The 17,911-nt window shown below is 47.4% G+C and carries 14 protein-coding genes and 1 riboswitch; of the genes, 3 read left to right on the top strand and 11 right to left on the bottom strand.

The genetic code is table 11. The annotated features are described in order from the left end of the window. The first annotated feature begins 64 nt into the window (after positions 1–64). The gene (galE, locus tag NOM72_RS00910; RefSeq protein ID WP_255997387.1) at positions 65–1,072 is read left to right on the top strand and encodes a UDP-glucose 4-epimerase GalE; all 1,008 of its coding nucleotides are present in this window, start codon (positions 65–67) and stop codon (positions 1,070–1,072) included. Between the two features lie 128 nt (positions 1,073–1,200). On the opposite strand, the gene pelG is transcribed toward galE, so the two are convergent. Genes pelG through NOM72_RS00885 form a run of 5 tightly spaced genes read right to left on the bottom strand, consistent with a single transcriptional unit; the run spans position 1,201 to position 8,020 of the window. Then, positions 1,201–2,661, bottom strand: coding sequence for an exopolysaccharide Pel transporter PelG (gene pelG, locus NOM72_RS00905; protein WP_255997386.1), 1,461 nt, complete (start codon positions 2,659–2,661; stop codon positions 1,201–1,203). Beyond that, positions 2,642–4,060, bottom strand: a complete 1,419-nt coding sequence (gene pelF / locus NOM72_RS00900) for a GT4 family glycosyltransferase PelF (RefSeq protein WP_035396020.1) — start codon at positions 4,058–4,060, stop codon at positions 2,642–2,644. Before pelF ends, pelG begins: the two co-directional genes overlap by 20 nt. Beyond that, positions 4,057–5,892 carry a DUF2194 domain-containing protein gene (locus NOM72_RS00895; RefSeq protein ID WP_255997384.1) on the bottom strand — a complete coding sequence of 612 codons (1,836 nt, stop codon included), beginning with the start codon at positions 5,890–5,892 and terminating at the stop codon, positions 4,057–4,059. Before NOM72_RS00895 ends, pelF begins: the two co-directional genes overlap by 4 nt. After that, entirely contained in the window at positions 5,889–6,797 is a 909-nt protein-coding gene (locus NOM72_RS00890) for a hypothetical protein (protein ID WP_255997382.1), read from the bottom strand. The genes NOM72_RS00895 and NOM72_RS00890 overlap by 4 nt, the downstream gene beginning before the upstream one ends. Then, a complete protein-coding gene (locus tag NOM72_RS00885; protein ID WP_023469427.1) occupies positions 6,794–8,020 on the bottom strand; it encodes a GAF domain-containing protein in 1,227 nt (408 codons plus the stop codon). The genes NOM72_RS00890 and NOM72_RS00885 overlap by 4 nt, the downstream gene beginning before the upstream one ends. 71 nt (positions 8,021–8,091) lie before the next feature. After that, positions 8,092–8,176, top strand: a riboswitch (cyclic di-GMP riboswitch). Positions 8,177–8,282: 106 nt separating this feature from the next. On the opposite strand from NOM72_RS00885, the gene NOM72_RS00880 reads away from it, so the two are divergent. Both NOM72_RS00880 and NOM72_RS00875 read left to right on the top strand, forming a co-directional pair. Then, complete coding sequence (locus NOM72_RS00880) at positions 8,283–9,074, top strand: glycoside hydrolase family 191 protein (protein ID WP_235147602.1); 792 nt, start codon at positions 8,283–8,285, stop codon at positions 9,072–9,074. Positions 9,075–9,307: 233 nt separating this feature from the next. Continuing rightward, entirely contained in the window at positions 9,308–10,333 is a 1,026-nt protein-coding gene (locus NOM72_RS00875; RefSeq protein WP_255997379.1) for a GGDEF domain-containing protein, read from the top strand. 124 nt (positions 10,334–10,457) lie between these two features. On the opposite strand, the gene galU is transcribed toward NOM72_RS00875, so the two are convergent. The 6 genes from galU to NOM72_RS00845 all read right to left on the bottom strand — a co-directional run bounded on the left by galU (position 10,458) and on the right by NOM72_RS00845 (position 17,867). Beyond that, the gene (gene galU / locus NOM72_RS00870) at positions 10,458–11,324 is read right to left on the bottom strand and encodes a UTP--glucose-1-phosphate uridylyltransferase GalU (protein WP_255997377.1); all 867 of its coding nucleotides are present in this window, start codon (positions 11,322–11,324) and stop codon (positions 10,458–10,460) included. A 17-nt stretch (positions 11,325–11,341) separates the two neighbouring features. Next, positions 11,342–12,814, bottom strand: a complete 1,473-nt coding sequence (locus tag NOM72_RS00865; RefSeq protein ID WP_370688643.1) for a glycosyltransferase — start codon at positions 12,812–12,814, stop codon at positions 11,342–11,344. Positions 12,815–12,949: 135 nt separating this feature from the next. Next, positions 12,950–14,479 carry an FAD-dependent oxidoreductase gene (locus NOM72_RS00860; protein ID WP_255997373.1) on the bottom strand — a complete coding sequence of 510 codons (1,530 nt, stop codon included), beginning with the start codon at positions 14,477–14,479 and terminating at the stop codon, positions 12,950–12,952. Positions 14,480–14,659: 180 nt separating this feature from the next. Next, positions 14,660–16,069 (bottom strand): hexose-6-phosphate:phosphate antiporter, encoded by a 1,410-nt coding sequence (gene uhpT / locus NOM72_RS00855; protein ID WP_023469436.1) that lies wholly within the window; start codon positions 16,067–16,069, stop codon positions 14,660–14,662. 35 nt (positions 16,070–16,104) lie between these two features. Next, the gene (locus NOM72_RS00850) at positions 16,105–17,094 is read right to left on the bottom strand and encodes an ABC transporter substrate-binding protein (protein ID WP_055969177.1); all 990 of its coding nucleotides are present in this window, start codon (positions 17,092–17,094) and stop codon (positions 16,105–16,107) included. After that, complete coding sequence (locus tag NOM72_RS00845; RefSeq protein ID WP_255997370.1) at positions 17,091–17,867, bottom strand: DUF3919 family protein; 777 nt, start codon at positions 17,865–17,867, stop codon at positions 17,091–17,093. The genes NOM72_RS00850 and NOM72_RS00845 overlap by 4 nt, the downstream gene beginning before the upstream one ends. Between the last annotated feature and the right edge of the window lie 44 nt (positions 17,868–17,911).

Here is a 17,911-nt window from a genome sequence, read left to right as displayed (position 1 = left end):
AAGAAAAAACCGCTCTCTTTATGCTATTATTAGATAAATAATGGAATTTAACGGAGGGTATCCTATGAACATTTTAGTAACGGGAGGCGCTGGCTATATCGGCAGCCATACCTGTCTCGAACTGCTACGAGAGGGTCATGAAGTCATCGTCGTCGACAATTTAAGTAACAGTCACCGGAGTGCTCTTGAACGTGTCGAACACATCGCGGACCGTACAGTCACATTCTATGAGTCGGACGTGCGGGATGAATCGGCACTCGAACGGATCTTCCAAAACCATTCGATTGATGCTGTCATTCATTTTGCCGGTTTAAAAGCGGTTGGTGAATCCGTATCACGCCCGTTGTTCTACTATCAAAACAACCTGATCAGTTCGCTCGTCCTACTCGAAGTGATGGACCGGCATGATGTCAAAAAACTTGTCTTTAGTTCATCTGCGACCGTCTACGGTGTGCCGGAGACGACACCGATCACCGAATCTGCTCCGCGCTCCGCGACGAATCCTTATGGTGCGACGAAACTGATGATCGAGCAGATGCTTGAAGACATCGCGTTCGCTGATCCGACGTGGAATATCACATTACTCCGCTACTTCAACCCGATTGGTGCCGATATGAGCGGTCTGATCGGTGAGGATCCAAACGGTATTCCGAACAACTTGATGCCATATGTGACACAAGTTGCTGCTGGAAAACTCGATACCCTTCAAATTTTCGGAAATGATTACGATACGGATGATGGGACGGGTGTCCGCGATTATATCCATGTCGTCGACTTAGCGAAAGGACATATCAAGGCACTCTATCATGATCATTCCGGGATCGAGGCATTCAATCTAGGAACGGGACAAGGGACAAGTGTGCTTGAACTCGTCGCGACGTTCGAAGATGCGACGTCTCTGCAAATCGATCGAAAAATCACGGCACGACGTCCGGGTGATGTCGGATCGTGTTATGCGGATGCTTCAAAAGCAGAACGCCTCCTCGGATGGAAGGCGGAGAAAGACTTGTATGATATGTGTAAGGATGCTTGGCGCTGGCAATCTAAAAATCCAGACGGGTATCAAAAATAATAGGTAGGATAAATCGTTTTACCTGCAATTAAAAAGGGCGATCCACTTCCGATACGAATTCGGAAATGGATCGCCTTTTCAAATTAGCCTACATGCTATTGATTTACTCAAAAGAACCTTTAACCGCTTCACATCCACGAACGATTCAATCGTTCACTCCATCGCGTAAAACGCATCGAGCGTGGCGGTAACACCATCCGACAAAACGTATGGTAATCAATATCCGAGACATAATGGATGAGTCGCATGAGCGCAAACGCAAACGTCAAGGTCGATCCGATCGCGAAGCTGAGACCGTATCCGGAAAAACCGAACGGCGCGATCAACAAAGCTAAAATCCCATTAGAGAAGAAGAACACGCATGAAATCCATGCTGCCCCTTTTTGATCTTCAAAATAGAGTAACAAGAGGGTCAAGACGAGTAACATCGCGTTCGAGAACGCACCGATCGTCGTCATTTGGAAGATGCTAATCGTTGCTTCAGGTAATGCGAGGTAACCGAGCAACGTCGAGGCGAACAATAAGGTGAACAGCGTAAACAATCCTTGATTTCGAAACAGTCGTTGTAATTCCTGTCGTAAGACGAGTAACATCGCGTCCCGCGCTTTTTCAACTTGATCCAGCGTTCCTCCCTCGTTCGCGTATCCATAGAAGATGCGATACCGTTCATAGAAACGCGTCTCGACGGAAACGACGAAGATCGTCATCGTCGGGATGACCGTCAAATAGGATAAGAAGATCGCCGTATCGTATAACGGATGATAACGGAATGTCCCGAGATGAACAGCACCGCCGTCAGAGAACCAGATGACCCAGTTCCCGACCCACACCCCGATATTGTAGAGAAAACTCGTCCAAAAGAGCGCCGGGTAACGATCAAAATAACTCAAGTAGGTAAACTGATTTTTCGTCCCGCGTTGCGGGAACGTCAACAACATCGAGGTGAATAGACCGAATAACGTGATGACCATGCCGAATGTGAAACCTGCCGTTAAGGCAAGACTTGGTGTCACGATACCCGTTACATACTCCATCAGATACCGATCAATCAGTAAGACCGATCCGACAGCTACGATACCGCCAATCAAAAAGCTGTATGCGACAGCCTGATAGAACTTCGCGGCACTTAAGAATAGGAAGTGCACCCAGATCAAATTGATCGTCATGAACAATATGAAGATTAGCCCGTTCAACAAGAACGGAAGTTTTGAGAAGCTGAGGAAGATGAGAAAGGCGATACTGCCTAACGCCATCGTCATCTTCGTCATACCTAGAAATGCAGGAAACAAATCTTCATATCGTTTCTCGTAGAAACAGTCCGCCAAATAGCGCGTGACGACGAGTTGCTGAATACCGAGCAACACTTGTGAAAAAATGAAGCTGTATGAGACGACCAGATTGAAGGTCGTCCGTTCTTCAAAAGAAGCAATCGACAGGAACGTCGTCAGCCACTGGGTCACAGCGATCGTCAAGATGACGATGAGCCATGGACCGGACGTGACGAGTCCAGCGAAAGCATATGCCTTTAACCGAGATGAGAAATAGTCCTCTTGAAACAATTTTTGAAGCTTAAACCCGATGCCCGCCATACGTCACCCCCCTCTCTTGATACAATGTTTGATACTCCGAGATGAAGCGGTGCGTCTGGTAATACGCAAGCGCGCGTTCTTTCCCATTTCGTCCAAAGCGAATCGCTTCTTCCGGATGTGACTGGAACCAGGCACACCGTTCTGCGATCCGGCGAGGATTGACCGGTGGCACGACGAATCCAGCCGGCCCGTAAGGATCATCCTCACGTCCGTTGATCAGCTCGGAACATGCACCGACATCAGTGACGACCCACGGTATCCCTGCAGCCATGCCTTCTAGGACAGCCAGTGGTTGACCTTCGGAAATACTCGTCAACAAGCAGACATCAAATGATGGCAGATAGCTCCGGATATCGACCTTTCCGACGAGTTTCACACTCTCTGATAGTTCAAAGAGATCGATTTGGTCTTGGCATTCACGGGCGTATTCCGGATCCTCTTCAAGCGGACCCATGATCGTCATTTCAAATGGAACGTGCATTTCCTGTAAAACCTTCGCGGCATGGATCATCGTCTTGATGTCCTTGATTGGAACAATGCGGACGATTGCGCCGATCCGGAGTACATCTTGCTTTGGAGTATGTCCTAACGCAGCAAGTCCTGTCGCATCAATTCCATTCGGGATGACGCGAATTTTTTCGGCAGGTGCTCCAAGTTCACGCTGCAATTCACCGTTTCGGTCAAAGAGCGTGATGATATTGTCCGCCCCAGCGTAGGCTTCGCGTGATAAGTGATGGAAGAACTGCACCCAGTGCATGCGGTATTCTTGTGGAATCCACATCGCTTGGACGAGCTCCTCTTCTCGTTCACGGGAGTAGATCCCGTGTTCCGTTAGGACGAACGGGACGTGTTGGCGTTGTTTGATCGCCGCTGCGACGAGTCCCGCATATCCCGTCGACGCGGAATGGATCAAATCGACGGTCGGTAAGTCGGCTTGGAGCAGTTCCAGAACAGGCGCATACATGCTACGCCACATCCATAAATAATCGATGAAGGAGCCAGCTTGTCGTTCTTCCCGGTAACTCGTCTTGACGAGATCAAAAAAGAGGCGACTTGAGAAAAATTGCGTCGATGTTCCGATCGCCTGACCGAAGAGTGGGAAAATCGACGTGTTCGTCGCTTGGAATCGCATCCATCGTTTGATATCCTCTTCCTGCTCCGGCGTCAACGTCTGTTTTAGCGGACGCGTCTCATGAGTTTGATCGAGTGGAAGGTTCGTCACACCAACGACGTTCGCGGGAAGCGTGTAACGGAACTCTGCTTCCGTCATGCGTGTAGGTGTGATCGTGATCAGCTCGAACTCATGCTCTGTCATTTGTTGAATCAGCATATGTGCCCAACTAGCGACGCCACCACTGACATAAGGGTAACTCCCTTCTAACACTAAACCAATCTTCATTGGGATCCCTCCAGTACCGGTATGCGCGCGAAGTTCTTCTTGAGTTCTACTTCGTATAAATCGTCCGCATCTCCAAGTTTTCGCACTTGCCCGTACGCGAAGGACCCGGTCGCTAGTTTTCCTTCATTGACACGAACGACCATCTTCGAAGGAAGGAGCATTTGACTACCTGAAATCTCAATCGCTGTTTTAGAATAACGAACATCGATTTTCGATTCTTGATACAACTTCATTTTTTTGTAGCCATCGTACTGTGTCATGCTCTCGAGATACGGATAATCCGTATGAATCGTTTTGAACATCTTTTCTATCGAACGTTCCATCGTCGGCCATCCTTGCCCTTTTGAGCGTCGTTCATCAAGGACGTCATCCGGGTGGATGAAGTGCGAGACAAGTCCGAAGTTCGCGACCGCATCTGCTAAGACAAACATGTCTTCAGGCGATTCATTATATCCGCTTGTGATCCGTGGGAAATTATAGAGATTCTTATAGGTCGAATCTTGTTCGAACTCCTGAATGTAACTTCCTTTTGATGGGTCTCCAATATAAAGAGACGCGATAATTAATCCATCCGGAAATGCTTCATTTAAGACGGATAAACCGGTCGGACCAATGATGTTCGAAGGTGGTACATAGCTGCGCAATTGCTCGTTCGGGAAGAAATACTGATGTGCCACTTTGACTTCCTCAATACCTTTCATCATTTGAGAACGATCGTCCCATGTGTTATAGCCAAGGCTTGAATCCATCGTCTCCCCATTAACAATGAGCGGTTGGTGGTTATATCCATGTAAACCGAGTTCTCCACCCATCTTCAATAATCCGCGTCCGAAGTTCAGCATCGGAAAACGAATGTTTTCAATCAACTGCTCTTCCGTATCATCGATGGCGTTCTTATAGCTTCCGATGATGAATCCGGAATAAATGACATCCTGTTCCTTCGCGACCCGTTGCATGTCTTTCCACCAGACTTCTGCAAAGAAATCTTTAACGGTCAAATCATAGTTTTTCTGAATCGCTGGACTGGAGGCATCTGGTACGGGTGCCGGGAAATCATCGAAGTGCGCTAGCTTCACAGCGACTTGCTGACTGACGAATGTCGGAAACAGTAATGACAGGGACTGGACGAGTAGACCACGCGAGTTTTTTTCGAGTAACGAAGAAGTATTCCAGAACAAGACCTCTCCTTTTCCGTATTCATGGGTCCATAAGATCGGATTCCCATCAGCCTCGATTTTGACGTCGGCATCTTTTAACGTCACATCCGCAATACTATGGACAAATAAGGTAGATGTCTTCGGTAAATCGATATACCCGGGAAATAAATCTTTTTTGAATGTCATCCCGTTAACATCCTCTTTAAAATCACCAAAGCGTTCTACCCCTACTAAGTCGCCCCATTTCGGATCAATGAAGCGACCAGCGATGTACAAGCGACCTCCTTGTTGGACGAATTTCCGAATGGTCTCGTACGGCCATTCCTTCGTATGTTCACCGGATAAGACAAGCACTGTCCGGTCACTCGGTTGAAGCGTCTTGATGTCTGACGTACGAATCCGTTGGTGATCGATCTTCGCATATTTCAATGCGTACGAGAAATTTTCGATTGCGCCTTTTGACAGGTCGCTATCGTTTTGAAGCAAGTAGACACGAAGTGCCTCCCCTTTTGCTTCAGTCGTTTTCGTGTTTGCTGTCTCGAATGAACGGACCTTCGTTTTTTCAGAAGGAATCAGTCGATGTGGATAATCGAGACGAAACAGCTGTACGATGCCCATCGTCACGAATAAGACGACAAATAATCCAATGAGATAGCCATAAGGTTTCTTATTCATTGGTCTCCTCCTTCCAAACGTTCCAATATGAAGCGATGCTCTTCTGGAATATCCTCTTCTGCTACTGTTGTTCTTAACTGATGGAGCACCGGACCGATCGAAGTCCAGTCCTGCCGTTGAAAGTAATAACGAATCAACGCTAAATATCCGTCTGGCAACGTCGGATGGATCTGAATCATCTCTTCGTAGAAGGAAATCGCTTTTTCCTCTTCGCCTTGACGTATCGCCATTTCCGCTTCCGCTACAATCCGGACGAGATCCGTCGGATAGAGAGCGCGCATTTGTTCTAGCACGAGGTGAAGTCGCTCATCGAGTCGACCGATACCGCCTTCATCTAATAGACCACTGTCGAGGAAGGTTTTACATTCCTGAATGAACAGATGATACGTCGTCACGTCTACCGGATTGAGTTGTTGTTCCCGTAGCCGAAGATTTGCTTCATAACGGTCAAATAAGGAATTTCGGACCGTCGCTGCGTAGTGGACGGTTTCCGAGTCATCATGATCAAGTCCGTATTGCAAATACTTTCCGGTCTCCTTCAAGGACGATGTCGTTAAATGGATCATCGATTGCTTCCGGCGTTTCGCATCCATGTTCAATGCCTCCTTGATCGGAACCATCTCCATATTGTCTGCAGCTTGCTGCTGCAGTCCTTCAAGATTCATCACATCGAACTGCACATATTCATCGTAATCCAGTAACGTATCGGAAGAAGCAAAACGACGGGAAATCAGATAAGCCAGTCCCCCCAGTACTTCACCGAGAAGTGGTAGGACGGCACTGAACAAGCACACGAACGTTAAGATCCCTCGCTCTTGCTCCGGCAATCGAAAGACGAGTACACGATAAGCCAACACGATGAGAAAAAGATGAAGTACGTAAAGCATGAGCAGGAGTGCCGTCATTGGACACGCCCTCCTTTTTGAACGTACACAGCCTTGATTCGTTCGAGGAATCGGTTCGCATGTTCTTGAGGTGTTCCGGGTAATAAGAATTGGAGGTGCTCCGTGTTTTCATCAAAACCGATCAGGTCAATTTCACGCATCGATTGTCGCAAGATCAATTCCAGTTCAATCAGAGAAAACGGTGTATTTCGAATATCAAGTTGAACGAGACTATACGGCTGACCATAATGCTCGCGTCGATATTCTTGATACTTCACTTTCTCCTCAAAGTGCTCCCGTTTGAAGATACGCGTGCCTTCAATCAATTCATGACGCGTCTCGATCCATTCCATCAACATCGCTTTCTCGATGCGCGACCCTGTCCAATCGACGATCAATTGCATGACGTGCATCTCATAGTTCGTCAAACGTTCGAAGGCGATCGATTGAATGACGACGACTTCCTGGATGCGTCCGTCATAACGGATTGGTGCAATCAGTAACGGGACATCCGTCTCATCAATTGTCCGGATGGCAATCGCCTGTTTTTGGAACATCCGTTGATAGATACCTTGTTCCGGATCGATGAACATCGTCTGTGGCAACAGTTCTTTATCACCAAAACGAATATGCAAACGAAGTGTACGACGTGACGCATCGACGTGATAAATCGCGATTTCCTTCGCATCGAAGGAATCCTGTAAGATTTGCAACAGCTTATCGCGTACGATGTCCGCGACGGATTGATCAAGTTCTGTTCCGATCCGGTAAATGTTCGTCAACGTGTGATTGGATTCAAGCACTTTGTTACGCATTGCCTCTTGCGCAACGCGCAATTTTTCGAGCGTATCGCGCAACCGTTCGTTCTCTTCTGTCACTTCCTCTTGTCGTAAGCGTAAGGATAGATAACGTTCTTGGAAAGAAGTACTGAACATGCCGCATGAAATCGCGACTAAGAAGTGCAAAATGATCCATGACAATTCGCCACGATCATAAACGAAGAGTAAGACGTCTTCTCCCGCCCAGGCGAGAGAACTCAGGTGATAAATCATCGTAAACAGAAAACTCGCGAATGCTCCGAGGAGTCCATAACGGAGAGAAAAAAGTAAAATATAAAAAATAAGCGGATCAATCGTCCATTTTAAGATCGAAAGGTTAAACATATAGTCTAAAGTGCCGATAATAAGAATACTAACGATCATCTCAATCCACTTGATGCCTTGCCGGTGCTGGGTATATATCATTTTATTCACTCCTTTTGTTTTTTATCGGTATGAAGATGGAAGAAATGTATCGTTGGAACACTACAATTTCATATCGAGAAGGGCAAACTTACTGAAAAGTAAGGGCGCAAAGACATGGGTCGTCGATCTACGGATACCGATCGCCAGTCTGCAATGCCGCGGCCGCTCTCTGATAATTAATCAGGAGGCTATCAACATGGGTATTATCTCACTCAAGCGCATGACGTCTATTTTGTGCATTCTTTTATTAGGAGTGTTCTTCATGTCGTCACTAGACGCAAAAGCAGAAAAATCCAATCCATTGGACAATGCGAAGTCGTACAAAGTTTACTACGACGCACCGTCAGCAGCGAAAATCAAAAAGATGCAACAATACGATGTCATGATCATCGAACCCGTCTTTTATTCCGCTGCACAAATTAAACAGATCCAACAAAACGGTACAAAAGTATACGGCTACATCAACACGATGGAAGCAGACAACTGGAATACGGATTTGATGGGACAACTCGTCGAGTCAGACTTTTTCCATCGCGATGGTCAGCGTATTCATTACGCTGAATGGGATTCGTACTTAACGGATATTACATCGAAGCACTACCAAGCTGTTTTAATGAAAGAAGTCGAGAAACAAATCGTCCAAAAAGGACTAGATGGCGTTTTCCTCGATACAGTCGGTAACATCGATAACGAACATGCCGACCAGCCTGCCGTTCTTGAACAACAACGGGTAGGAATGACAAACTTCTTAAAATCACTAAAAACAAAACATGCGTCTCTATCACTGATCCAAAACTGGGGATTCGGAACGTTGAAATATCATACGTATCCTTATGTCGACGGCATCATGTGGGAGAACTTCAATTATTCAACGGTCGCCAACGATCAGTGGTCAAAGGATCGGATGACAGACCTCCAAAAATTGAGTCAATCTCAAGACATCAAAACATTGACGATTTCTTCTGTACAAGGAACAAAAAGTGCGACACTCGCTCAAAAGAATGGATTCCTTCACATGAAATCAAACGTCGATTTGAATTACAATAAATTCTAAACCCTTTCATATACCACCTTATAAAATGACAGTGAATCCCATCACTTGTCAAGTATCTGGCATATGCTTTACTTCGAAGATGAAGGACCATTTCCCTCTAAAATCTGAGGAAAATGGTCCTTTTTGTCTCGATAGAAATCTATTATGTCAAATACTGATATACAGTATTTGACACTACTTGTTTTTAATTATATATTTTAGAAAACTATTTGTATAGATTGGATGTCTTATATATGATTCAAAACTGGATGATTCAAGGGTCCATGATATTCGCCCTGACGTATCTCCTTTTAGCCACATACCAACTGATTCGTAATAGAAATAGTGAAATCGCAGGCACTGTCATCCTGATTCTCTGGTTTGGCAGTTACTTGTTGGTCATCGACGTCTTATTTTTATCATATGCATTGATCTGGCAAGTCATTCCTTTTGTTATACTGGCTTATCATCGAGAAAAAAGAGCGTTCTTCAGTATAGCGCTCATCACTTTAATGAATACAGGAATGAAGGCAGATATCGAGCAAGCGCTCCTTTCAGTAGTGGGCATCGTGATTCTCTCCTCACTCCTACAAAGAAAGACATATCTCGCTCTACGCTTAGGTATGCTGCATCTTCTGATCGGAAGTGCCATTTTGTTCTTCCTACCGGATCGAACGCTGTCCACGATCGTCTTTCATGTAAGTCTCACGTTATTGATGTACGGGATATTCCTCTATCTGTTGCCGCTGCAGCAACGCCACCGAAAACAGCTCGAGGTCTATCAACATTTAGCGGAGTATGATGCGTTGACGGGGCTTGCTAATCGGCGGGCATGGGAATTACGTGCCAAGACACTCGCCGGTCAATCTTCGACCTATCACTTGATCATCCTTGATTTGGATCAGTTCAAACAAGTGAACGACCAATATGGTCACTCTAATGGTGATGCCGTGTTGGAACAGTTCGCAAAAATTTTAGAGCGCAATACACGCCCAGAAGATTTAGTCGCCCGGATGGGTGGCGAAGAATTCATCGTGCTCCTGACCGATTTGACGGCAGAACAAGCGACTACCATCGCTGAACGGATCCGTCAGGAAGTCGAACGGCATACGTTCCGTTTGCTAGACGGCTCTTCGATTCACGTCACGACATCAATCGGACTCTCTTCCGGAAAACGCGGCATCCCTGTCCAGCACTCGATGGAACTATCGGATCAAGCACTCTATCAAGCAAAACGATCGGGACGAAACATCGTTCGGATTGCAAGTCATCTACTATAAAGAGTTCGACGCTTACGCGAACTCCACCTTACAGAGGACACATCGTCCGACGTATAAGGTGGAGTTTTTGCTGTTTATAATTAATCAAAAAACGTGTACACCCCCTCGGGCGTACACGTCTGCTTCACTGGAATCGTTTCAGGAACGCTTTTAATTCTTCATGCATTTCAGGATCCTTCATCGCATATTCAATCGTCGTCTTGACGAAACCGAGTTTCTCACCGACATCATGACGGTTCCCCTCGAAATCAAACGCATAGACCGCTTGGTCCGCATTCAACCGTTCGATCGCATCGGTCAATTGAATCTCGCCCCCAGCGCCTTCCGACTGGTTTTCCAAGTAATCAAAGATATCCGCCGTCAAGACGTATCGACCCATGATGGCAAGATTCGAAGGCGCCGTCCCGGACTCCGGTTTCTCGACGAATCGGCGGACCGGATAAAGTCGTCCCTCTTTATCGAGCGGATCGATGATTCCGTAGCGATGTGTTTCTTTCGGTTCGACTTCTTGGACACCGATGACGGACTGACCGGTCTCTTCGTAGGCGTCCATCAACTGCCGGATCGCCGGCGTCTCCGATTCGACGATATCATCACCGAGCAAGACGGCGAATGGTTCGTCGCCGATGAATTGACGAGCCGTCCAAATCGCATGACCGAGTCCTTTCTGTTCTTTTTGACGAACATAAAAGATATTCGCCAGATTCGTCGAAGCACATACCTTTTCAAGTAACTCCGTTTTTCCCGACGCCTGAAGTGCGGCTTCTAGTTCATATTGATGATCAAAATGATCCTCGATCGCACGCTTGTGTTTCCCGGTCACGATGATGATATCTTCGATTCCTGCGGTAGCGGCTTCTTCAACGATGTATTGGATCGTCGGTTTATCGAGAATCGGTAACATCTCTTTTGGCATGGCTTTTGTTGCCGGTAAAAAACGTGTGCCGAGCCCCGCAGCTGGAATAATGGCTTTTTTGATTGGTTTTTTCATGACATTCGCTCCTTCGATCATTCAGTATGCAGCCAGTTCATCAGGTTGCGGTAATTTTCGATGCCTTGTGTTTCATATAACCCAGGTTTCGTCCGCACATGTGGGAGTGGTCGTTCGACGATTTCGACCATCTTTTCTGCGAATCCCGTGACGTCTCCTTCAGGGACGAGGTAACCATTTTGACCATCTTCGATGATTTCACGCGGTCCGTACCGAACGTCGTAAGCAATGACAGGACAGCCGACATTAATGCTTTCCATGACGGTTAATCCGAATCCTTCAAAGCGACTCGTCAATAACGACGCACGGGACGCAGCGAAGACTTGGTCCGGTGTCGATGTGAAGTCGTGAATGAGAACATCTTCCTCGATATTCAGTAAATACATCATCTGCTTCATCAATGCTAGTTGTCCATCCTCATCCGCGCCATACAGCGCAAGCTTCGTCGGATGTCCCGATCGTTTGAAGATTGCGTAACTGCGGAGCAAGTGCTCGAGTTGCTTTTGTTTTCCAAAGCGTCCGATAAAACAGAATTGATCCTCTACATGCGTCCGGTCGATTTCGACCGGTTTGATCGAGTGCGGAATGACTGCGAACTGATCATCCGGTATCGGAAAACGCGCTTGAATCTCGTCTTTTTGATGTGTCGTCAAGACGAGATATTTTGCCACACGATCCGATCCTTCGAGAGCGGTTTGGTAAGATTTTTTGATTCGTTGCTGATCTAATTCCAAATGAGAATTATGGAACACGAGAATATTTTTTGTCCGTATCTGACAGTTGAGCAATGACCAGTCGAGAAGTCGCGCATCGTTGAAGACGATATCTCCATCCGTCAAACGATGATTGAAGTAGTAGAGAAATAAATCTTTTTCAGTCTGAAAGGTATGGACAGGACGTCCAAGTTGGTAGGTTTGAATCGAAATCAATTTATTCCGTTTTTGTTCCTCATAATGTTTTTCGCAGTAGATATGACCTTCTTGATCATAGAACTGTTCATGAATTTTTTTATGCGTTTTTGGTGAGTATCGAATCTTGCGATGCAATCGACCGTTATCGTTATATTGCCAACGTTCGACTTTTTTCTTCGATGCAGGACTCATGAAATCTTCAAATGACAGCTGATCACTCGCTTCATGGTACTTCCGGTATAAGACATATGTGTTCCCGTCATAGTACCGGACTGTGTCTGTGTCTACCTCCACAGCTCGTAATCCTTCGATTTCCCGGGAAGTCACAAGCGGTGTCGTAGCTTCATATAATCGATTTCCGGAGAGCCATTCGTAGATATTCTCGATTTGCGTCGTCTCGCTTAAAATGTTCTTTTCTCTAAAGATTTGTACGATACGATCGTATGCTGCATCATAGTTGGTTGTAAGGATCGTTGTCGCATAGCCAAGGTGTTTTTCGATCATTGCGATTCGACTGAGGAGCGACTTCGTGCGTCCCCCATGTTGTGCCGGTAATGTCGAAGTCATCGTATACAGCATAATTCACACTTCCTTTTTCCCGTTCTCCGAACTATTCTCTGTTAAGACAGACAGTCGCCTGTTTTCTTTTTCATATTTCAGCATCTTTTATTATTTCCGATCTGCCTCTCTCAGAAACTTCAACGAGCATATTGTTTACTCTTCCCTCTTTTTTAACGGTTTAACAGCAGGTCCTTCCATCACTGCCCCGTCGTGTGCAAAGCGTGAACCATGGCACGGACAGTCCCATGAGCGTTCGGCTGCATTCCACTTCGTATCACATCCCATATGGGTACACGTCGTTGAAACGAGATGAAGCCTTCCGGCAGGATCACGATATCCCCCGACTGTCTTTCCATGATGCCGCACAAGTCCTCCTTCGTCAGGCTGAAGATCTTTTGCGTCACGATGTGCTTTTGATACTTTCCCTTTTACGAGTTCGATCGCGACATCCGCGTTATTCTTGATGAATTGGGTCGCGTCGACTGCTTTAAGTTTTGATCGCGTCGGATCAAACAGATGTCGAAACCGATTCGGTGTCCCAGTTAAAAGATCACTGAGTAACAGTCCTGCCGCAATACCATTCGTCATGCCCCATTTTGCAAATCCGGTTGCGACAAAGACGTTCGGGTCATCTGCTGTCATTTGACCGACATACGGGATGTGATCCAATGTAATTAAGTCCTGCGCCGACCAAAATCGGTCGAACGTTTCCACTTGAAAGGCGTTCGTCGCAAAATCAGCTAAGTGCTGATAACGTGCCATCGTTTCCGTTTCGTGACCCGATAAATGATTTTCACCACCAAACAGTCCTAATCGACGACCGTCCGAAGTACGTGTGTGTCGTAAAGAACGACTTGGTTGATCGGCACTCATGAACATACCGTCAGGAAACGAATCGTCGACGAATCCTGAAACGATGTACGATCGATGAACTTCAAGCTTCGAAAAATATAATCCTTTGAAATCATGAAACGGAAAATGGGTTGCGATCACGACCTTCTTAGCTTCAATACGATGTCCATTCTCAAGGACGATCGTCGGTGTTCGATTACTTTCAATCGTCGTCGCCCGTGACTTTTCATACAGCGTCCCACCTTGTCGGACGAAATGTTCTGCTAAGCCCTGTAAGTACTTGACGGGATGAAACTGTGCTTGATCGCGCAGAACGACCGCCCGCTTCACGGTGTACGGCAACTTCTTCTGTACTTCATCTGTCGCATCGCCACCGTTTATCTCCAGACGAGCATACGCTTTGATTTCACGATCCATCGCATTCTCTTTTGAAGAAGAGACATACAGATACGCATCTTGGGTCTCAAGCTCACACGCTAGATCAAGACGTTCGACTTGATGACAAAGAAACGTAATAGCTTCTTCATTTGCTTGATAATAAAGTCGTGCTTTGTCCTCTCCTACACTTTTGATCAATTGATCATAGATGAGACCATGTTGAGACGACACCTTTGCCGTCGTATATCCAGTCGTACCAGATGCCACCTCTTCTGCTTCAATAACACCCACGTCATACCCTCGTTCTGCGAGTTGCAAAGCGGTGACTAAACCGGCAATGCCAGCTCCAACGATGACGACATCATGTTTTGTGTCTGTCTCAAGGGGTGGATACGATACACCAACAGATGATGCTTTCCAGTACGATGACGGAAAACCGGATAATTCAGACATACAAAAACTCCTCTCTTCAAACGGGCACAACGATCAACTTCGATAGTATTAGTGCTTCCCTGTCTGCGACAAAACATGCACAAAAGATATTTTTTTATATAAGAACGTCATCCGAAGTTTTTGGACCTTAAATATGAGCAACAAAAAACAGCCCCTTTTTAATCAAGAGGCTGTCCATATTCATGAACTTAGTTTGTCCGCTTGGCGTTCCAGCAGTCCAAGGCGGCGAATCTTTTTCTCCTCGACGACGGCGACAATGGCGAGGGCAATCAAACCGAACAATAACGCAGCATTAAAGATGACAAACGTGTCACTCCAACCGTGCAACGTAACGGAACCGATCGTTAGACCATTCGTTTCCGGATCAGCGATTTTTGCGAGACCGACTTTTGCGATCGAATCACCGAACAAGTAACCGAACGTTCCGACCATCCCGTTCGTGACCGTCGTCGCTTGTTTTGGTGCAAAGCTGATGACCGAGACACCGATCAAGAGCTGCGGGCCGTAGATGAGCGCACCGAGTGCGAACAATGACGCATAAATCATGAGTTCACTCGTACCGTAACGATAACCGAGGACCGCGACAGCCGTCAGCAAAAGACAGATCGCGGCAACGAGCGCCCGGCGTCCTTTGAGTAAATCGGACACGTAACCCCAAATCATACTGCCGCATAACGCACCGATTTCAAAGAAGAAGATTGTATTGACGGCACTCTCCGTGCTGAAGTGCAAGTGTTCCGTGACGTAGAGTGGTGCCCAGTTATCAATCCCGATCCGGACGATATAGACGAAGACGTTCGCGATACAGAGCGTCCAAATCCAGGGGTTCGAGATAACGTATGTCTTGAAGATTTGCCATTTTGTCATGCTTTCTGCAGCAATATTTTCCGGTTCAATCGGTTCCTCGAAGATTTCTTCACTCCGGTTCCACCCGAGTTCCTCCGGATCATCCTTCCCGATGAACAGCCCGACGATCCCGATGACGAGCGCGATCGCAGCTGGGAAGATGAACATCCCGACGACACTGCCGTTAAAGAAGACGTTCGCTCCCCAAAGGGCGAGACCCCCGGCAATCGCTCCACCGATGTTGTGCGAAACGTTCCAGAAACCGAGGTAACGCCCACGTTTTTCAAACGGTGTCCAGCGGGCAATCGTCGAGTACGACGATGGTCCCCCGACCGATTGGAAGAATCCACTGAGCCCCCAAAGAACCATCAAGAGACCGACTGGACTTCCACCGGCACTCATCAACAGTCCCATCGCGGTGACAATTAAAGAAGATAAGATCAATAAGAACGAGATGACACGTTTCGTGTTTTTCCCGTCAACGAAATAACCGAGTAACGTTTTCCCGATTCCGTATGTAATCGAGAAGGCAAAGCCGATATATCCGAGTTCCGTCGTCGTAAAGCCGAGTTCCTCTTTCAAGAGCGGTTGCGCTGCCTTGAAGTTGTTCCGGATGAGGTACATCGCCATGTATGAGAAGAAGACGACTAAAAATGCCTTTAAGAATTGTTGTAACCATTGTTTCCGTTGTACTTCGATTGGTATGCCGGCATTCGGCAATTTTTTGATGCTGAAGAAGCCCATCTTCCATTTCCCCTATCTGAATCAGAGTCTTCGCATCATTTGTCCTGGAGCTGATTGAATCGACGGAGATAATCCCGATAGTCGGCGACGATATCCTGTCCGACGTTTTGCTGGATCGGTTGTGTCTTCGCGATCGCATAGGTCGGCGTACCAAACGAGACTTTCCGCAAGATGGCCTGACCGTCTGCTGAGAGCACGAAACGCATGAAGGCGTTCGCCTGCTTTTGTTGCGTCCGTCCTTTCAGCTTTGAAATCGCGTTGATCGAGTACGTATCGAGTGGAATGCTTTTGACCGGATAATACTTTTCGCGCAGCGATTGTTGATCCCCGATGAAATTGACCCCAAGCATCGCTTCCCCACTGGCGACATACGACGTCGGTGCAAAGCCGTTCGCCGTGAATAGTCGTGTTCGCTCGATTAGCTGGCGTAAGACATCTTCCGCCTTCGTTCCGTATCCGTCAAAGACCGCTTGCAGGATCGTCGCACCGGTACCAGAATGGTTCGGATCCGGCAAAATCAACTCGTCCTGATACCGCTTTGCCGTCAAGTCAGCGAGCGTCTTCGGATACGGTGCCGCCCCGAACCGCTCGTTCCAAACGTCTGTATTAATGACGATCGCTAAGCGTTCGACTTCATAGCCGATCCAGTAGCGATCCGGATCCTGCAGTTCTGCTTGATCCATGTCGCTTGGGAACGGTGTCGACAAGCCGCGTTGTTTGAGCGTCTGGTGGGCATCCCACGTTCCGCCGATGATGACGTCGGCGCGCGGATGATCCGCTTCCTTCGTCACACGCCGGACGAGTTCTTCCGTCGAGAGACGCACGAACTCATACGTACAACCCGCCTGCTCACAATATGACGACAGCAAGGCGCGACCGATATCCTCTTTCGCGGAGACATACGCCGTCAAATGCGGAACGGTTTCCCGCGCAGCTGTCCCCTGCTTCGTCTGTTCATTGTTGCGGACGATCCAAATGCTCATGAGACAAATGATACTCAGCAAGAAGAGCATTCCTTTTCTCATCGATCTGCCTCCTTCCCGGTCGGCAGGAGTTGTCCTTTTAAATAGAAAGTGTTTCCATTGTCATCATCCATGTACTGAACGCTGAACAATGTCTCGTACACGGTGATATTCAGCAGATTGGCACGCGTATTCTGCTCATTCTTGAACCGTTGAAGCTTGAGAATGCGCGGCTGCCGCTGACTCGCATCAAGTGCCTGACCGACTTCTTCGTAGTCCGTCATCGGCTCTGCTTGCGCCAGGCGACGCTTGACGTCTTCACGCTCGCGTGCAGTTAGAGTACGCGACCGTCCCGCTGCATACCATGTCACGACTTCCGCCTCAGCAAACTGACGCGCGAGCTGTTCCGGTTCGTGGTAGGCGTTTAAGAACCGTGCTTTTAATGTCGTCGTCTGGGTGCTAGGACGTTTTGCGACACATTGTCCATTCAGTGTCATGCTTTCCCCGAGCGAGAACGTCCACGTCGTTCCGTTTAAGAAACGAAGCGTTCCGGTAAACGTCGCCGTACCCGCCGGACAGGTCCCGTTTGTCACCGTCTTCATTTGCTTCAATAGCGTCGTGATGCGCTGGACTTCCGTTCCGTCTTCTACCGTCTGCTCCCCCCATGCCCGGTGACGTAATGTCAACTCCGTCGGCAGCGAGTCATCGGAAGCATTCAGTCGTTTTGGTCCATCGAGGACATGTAAGCGTCCGAAGACCGTCTGCTGAAGCAAAAGAAGACCGAGGGCAAACAAGACCCCCATCAGGAAGAGATAGGCGATGGTCGATGCTTTCATGATTCCTCTCCTTGCTTGATTCTTAGATTACGGGGCAATTGTTT

It is taken from the genome of Exiguobacterium sp. LL15, assembly GCF_024436095.1.
Classification (GTDB): Bacteria; Bacillota; Bacilli; order Exiguobacteriales; family Exiguobacteriaceae; genus Exiguobacterium_A; species Exiguobacterium_A indicum.
This window is presented reverse-complemented; position numbering and strand designations above follow the sequence as displayed.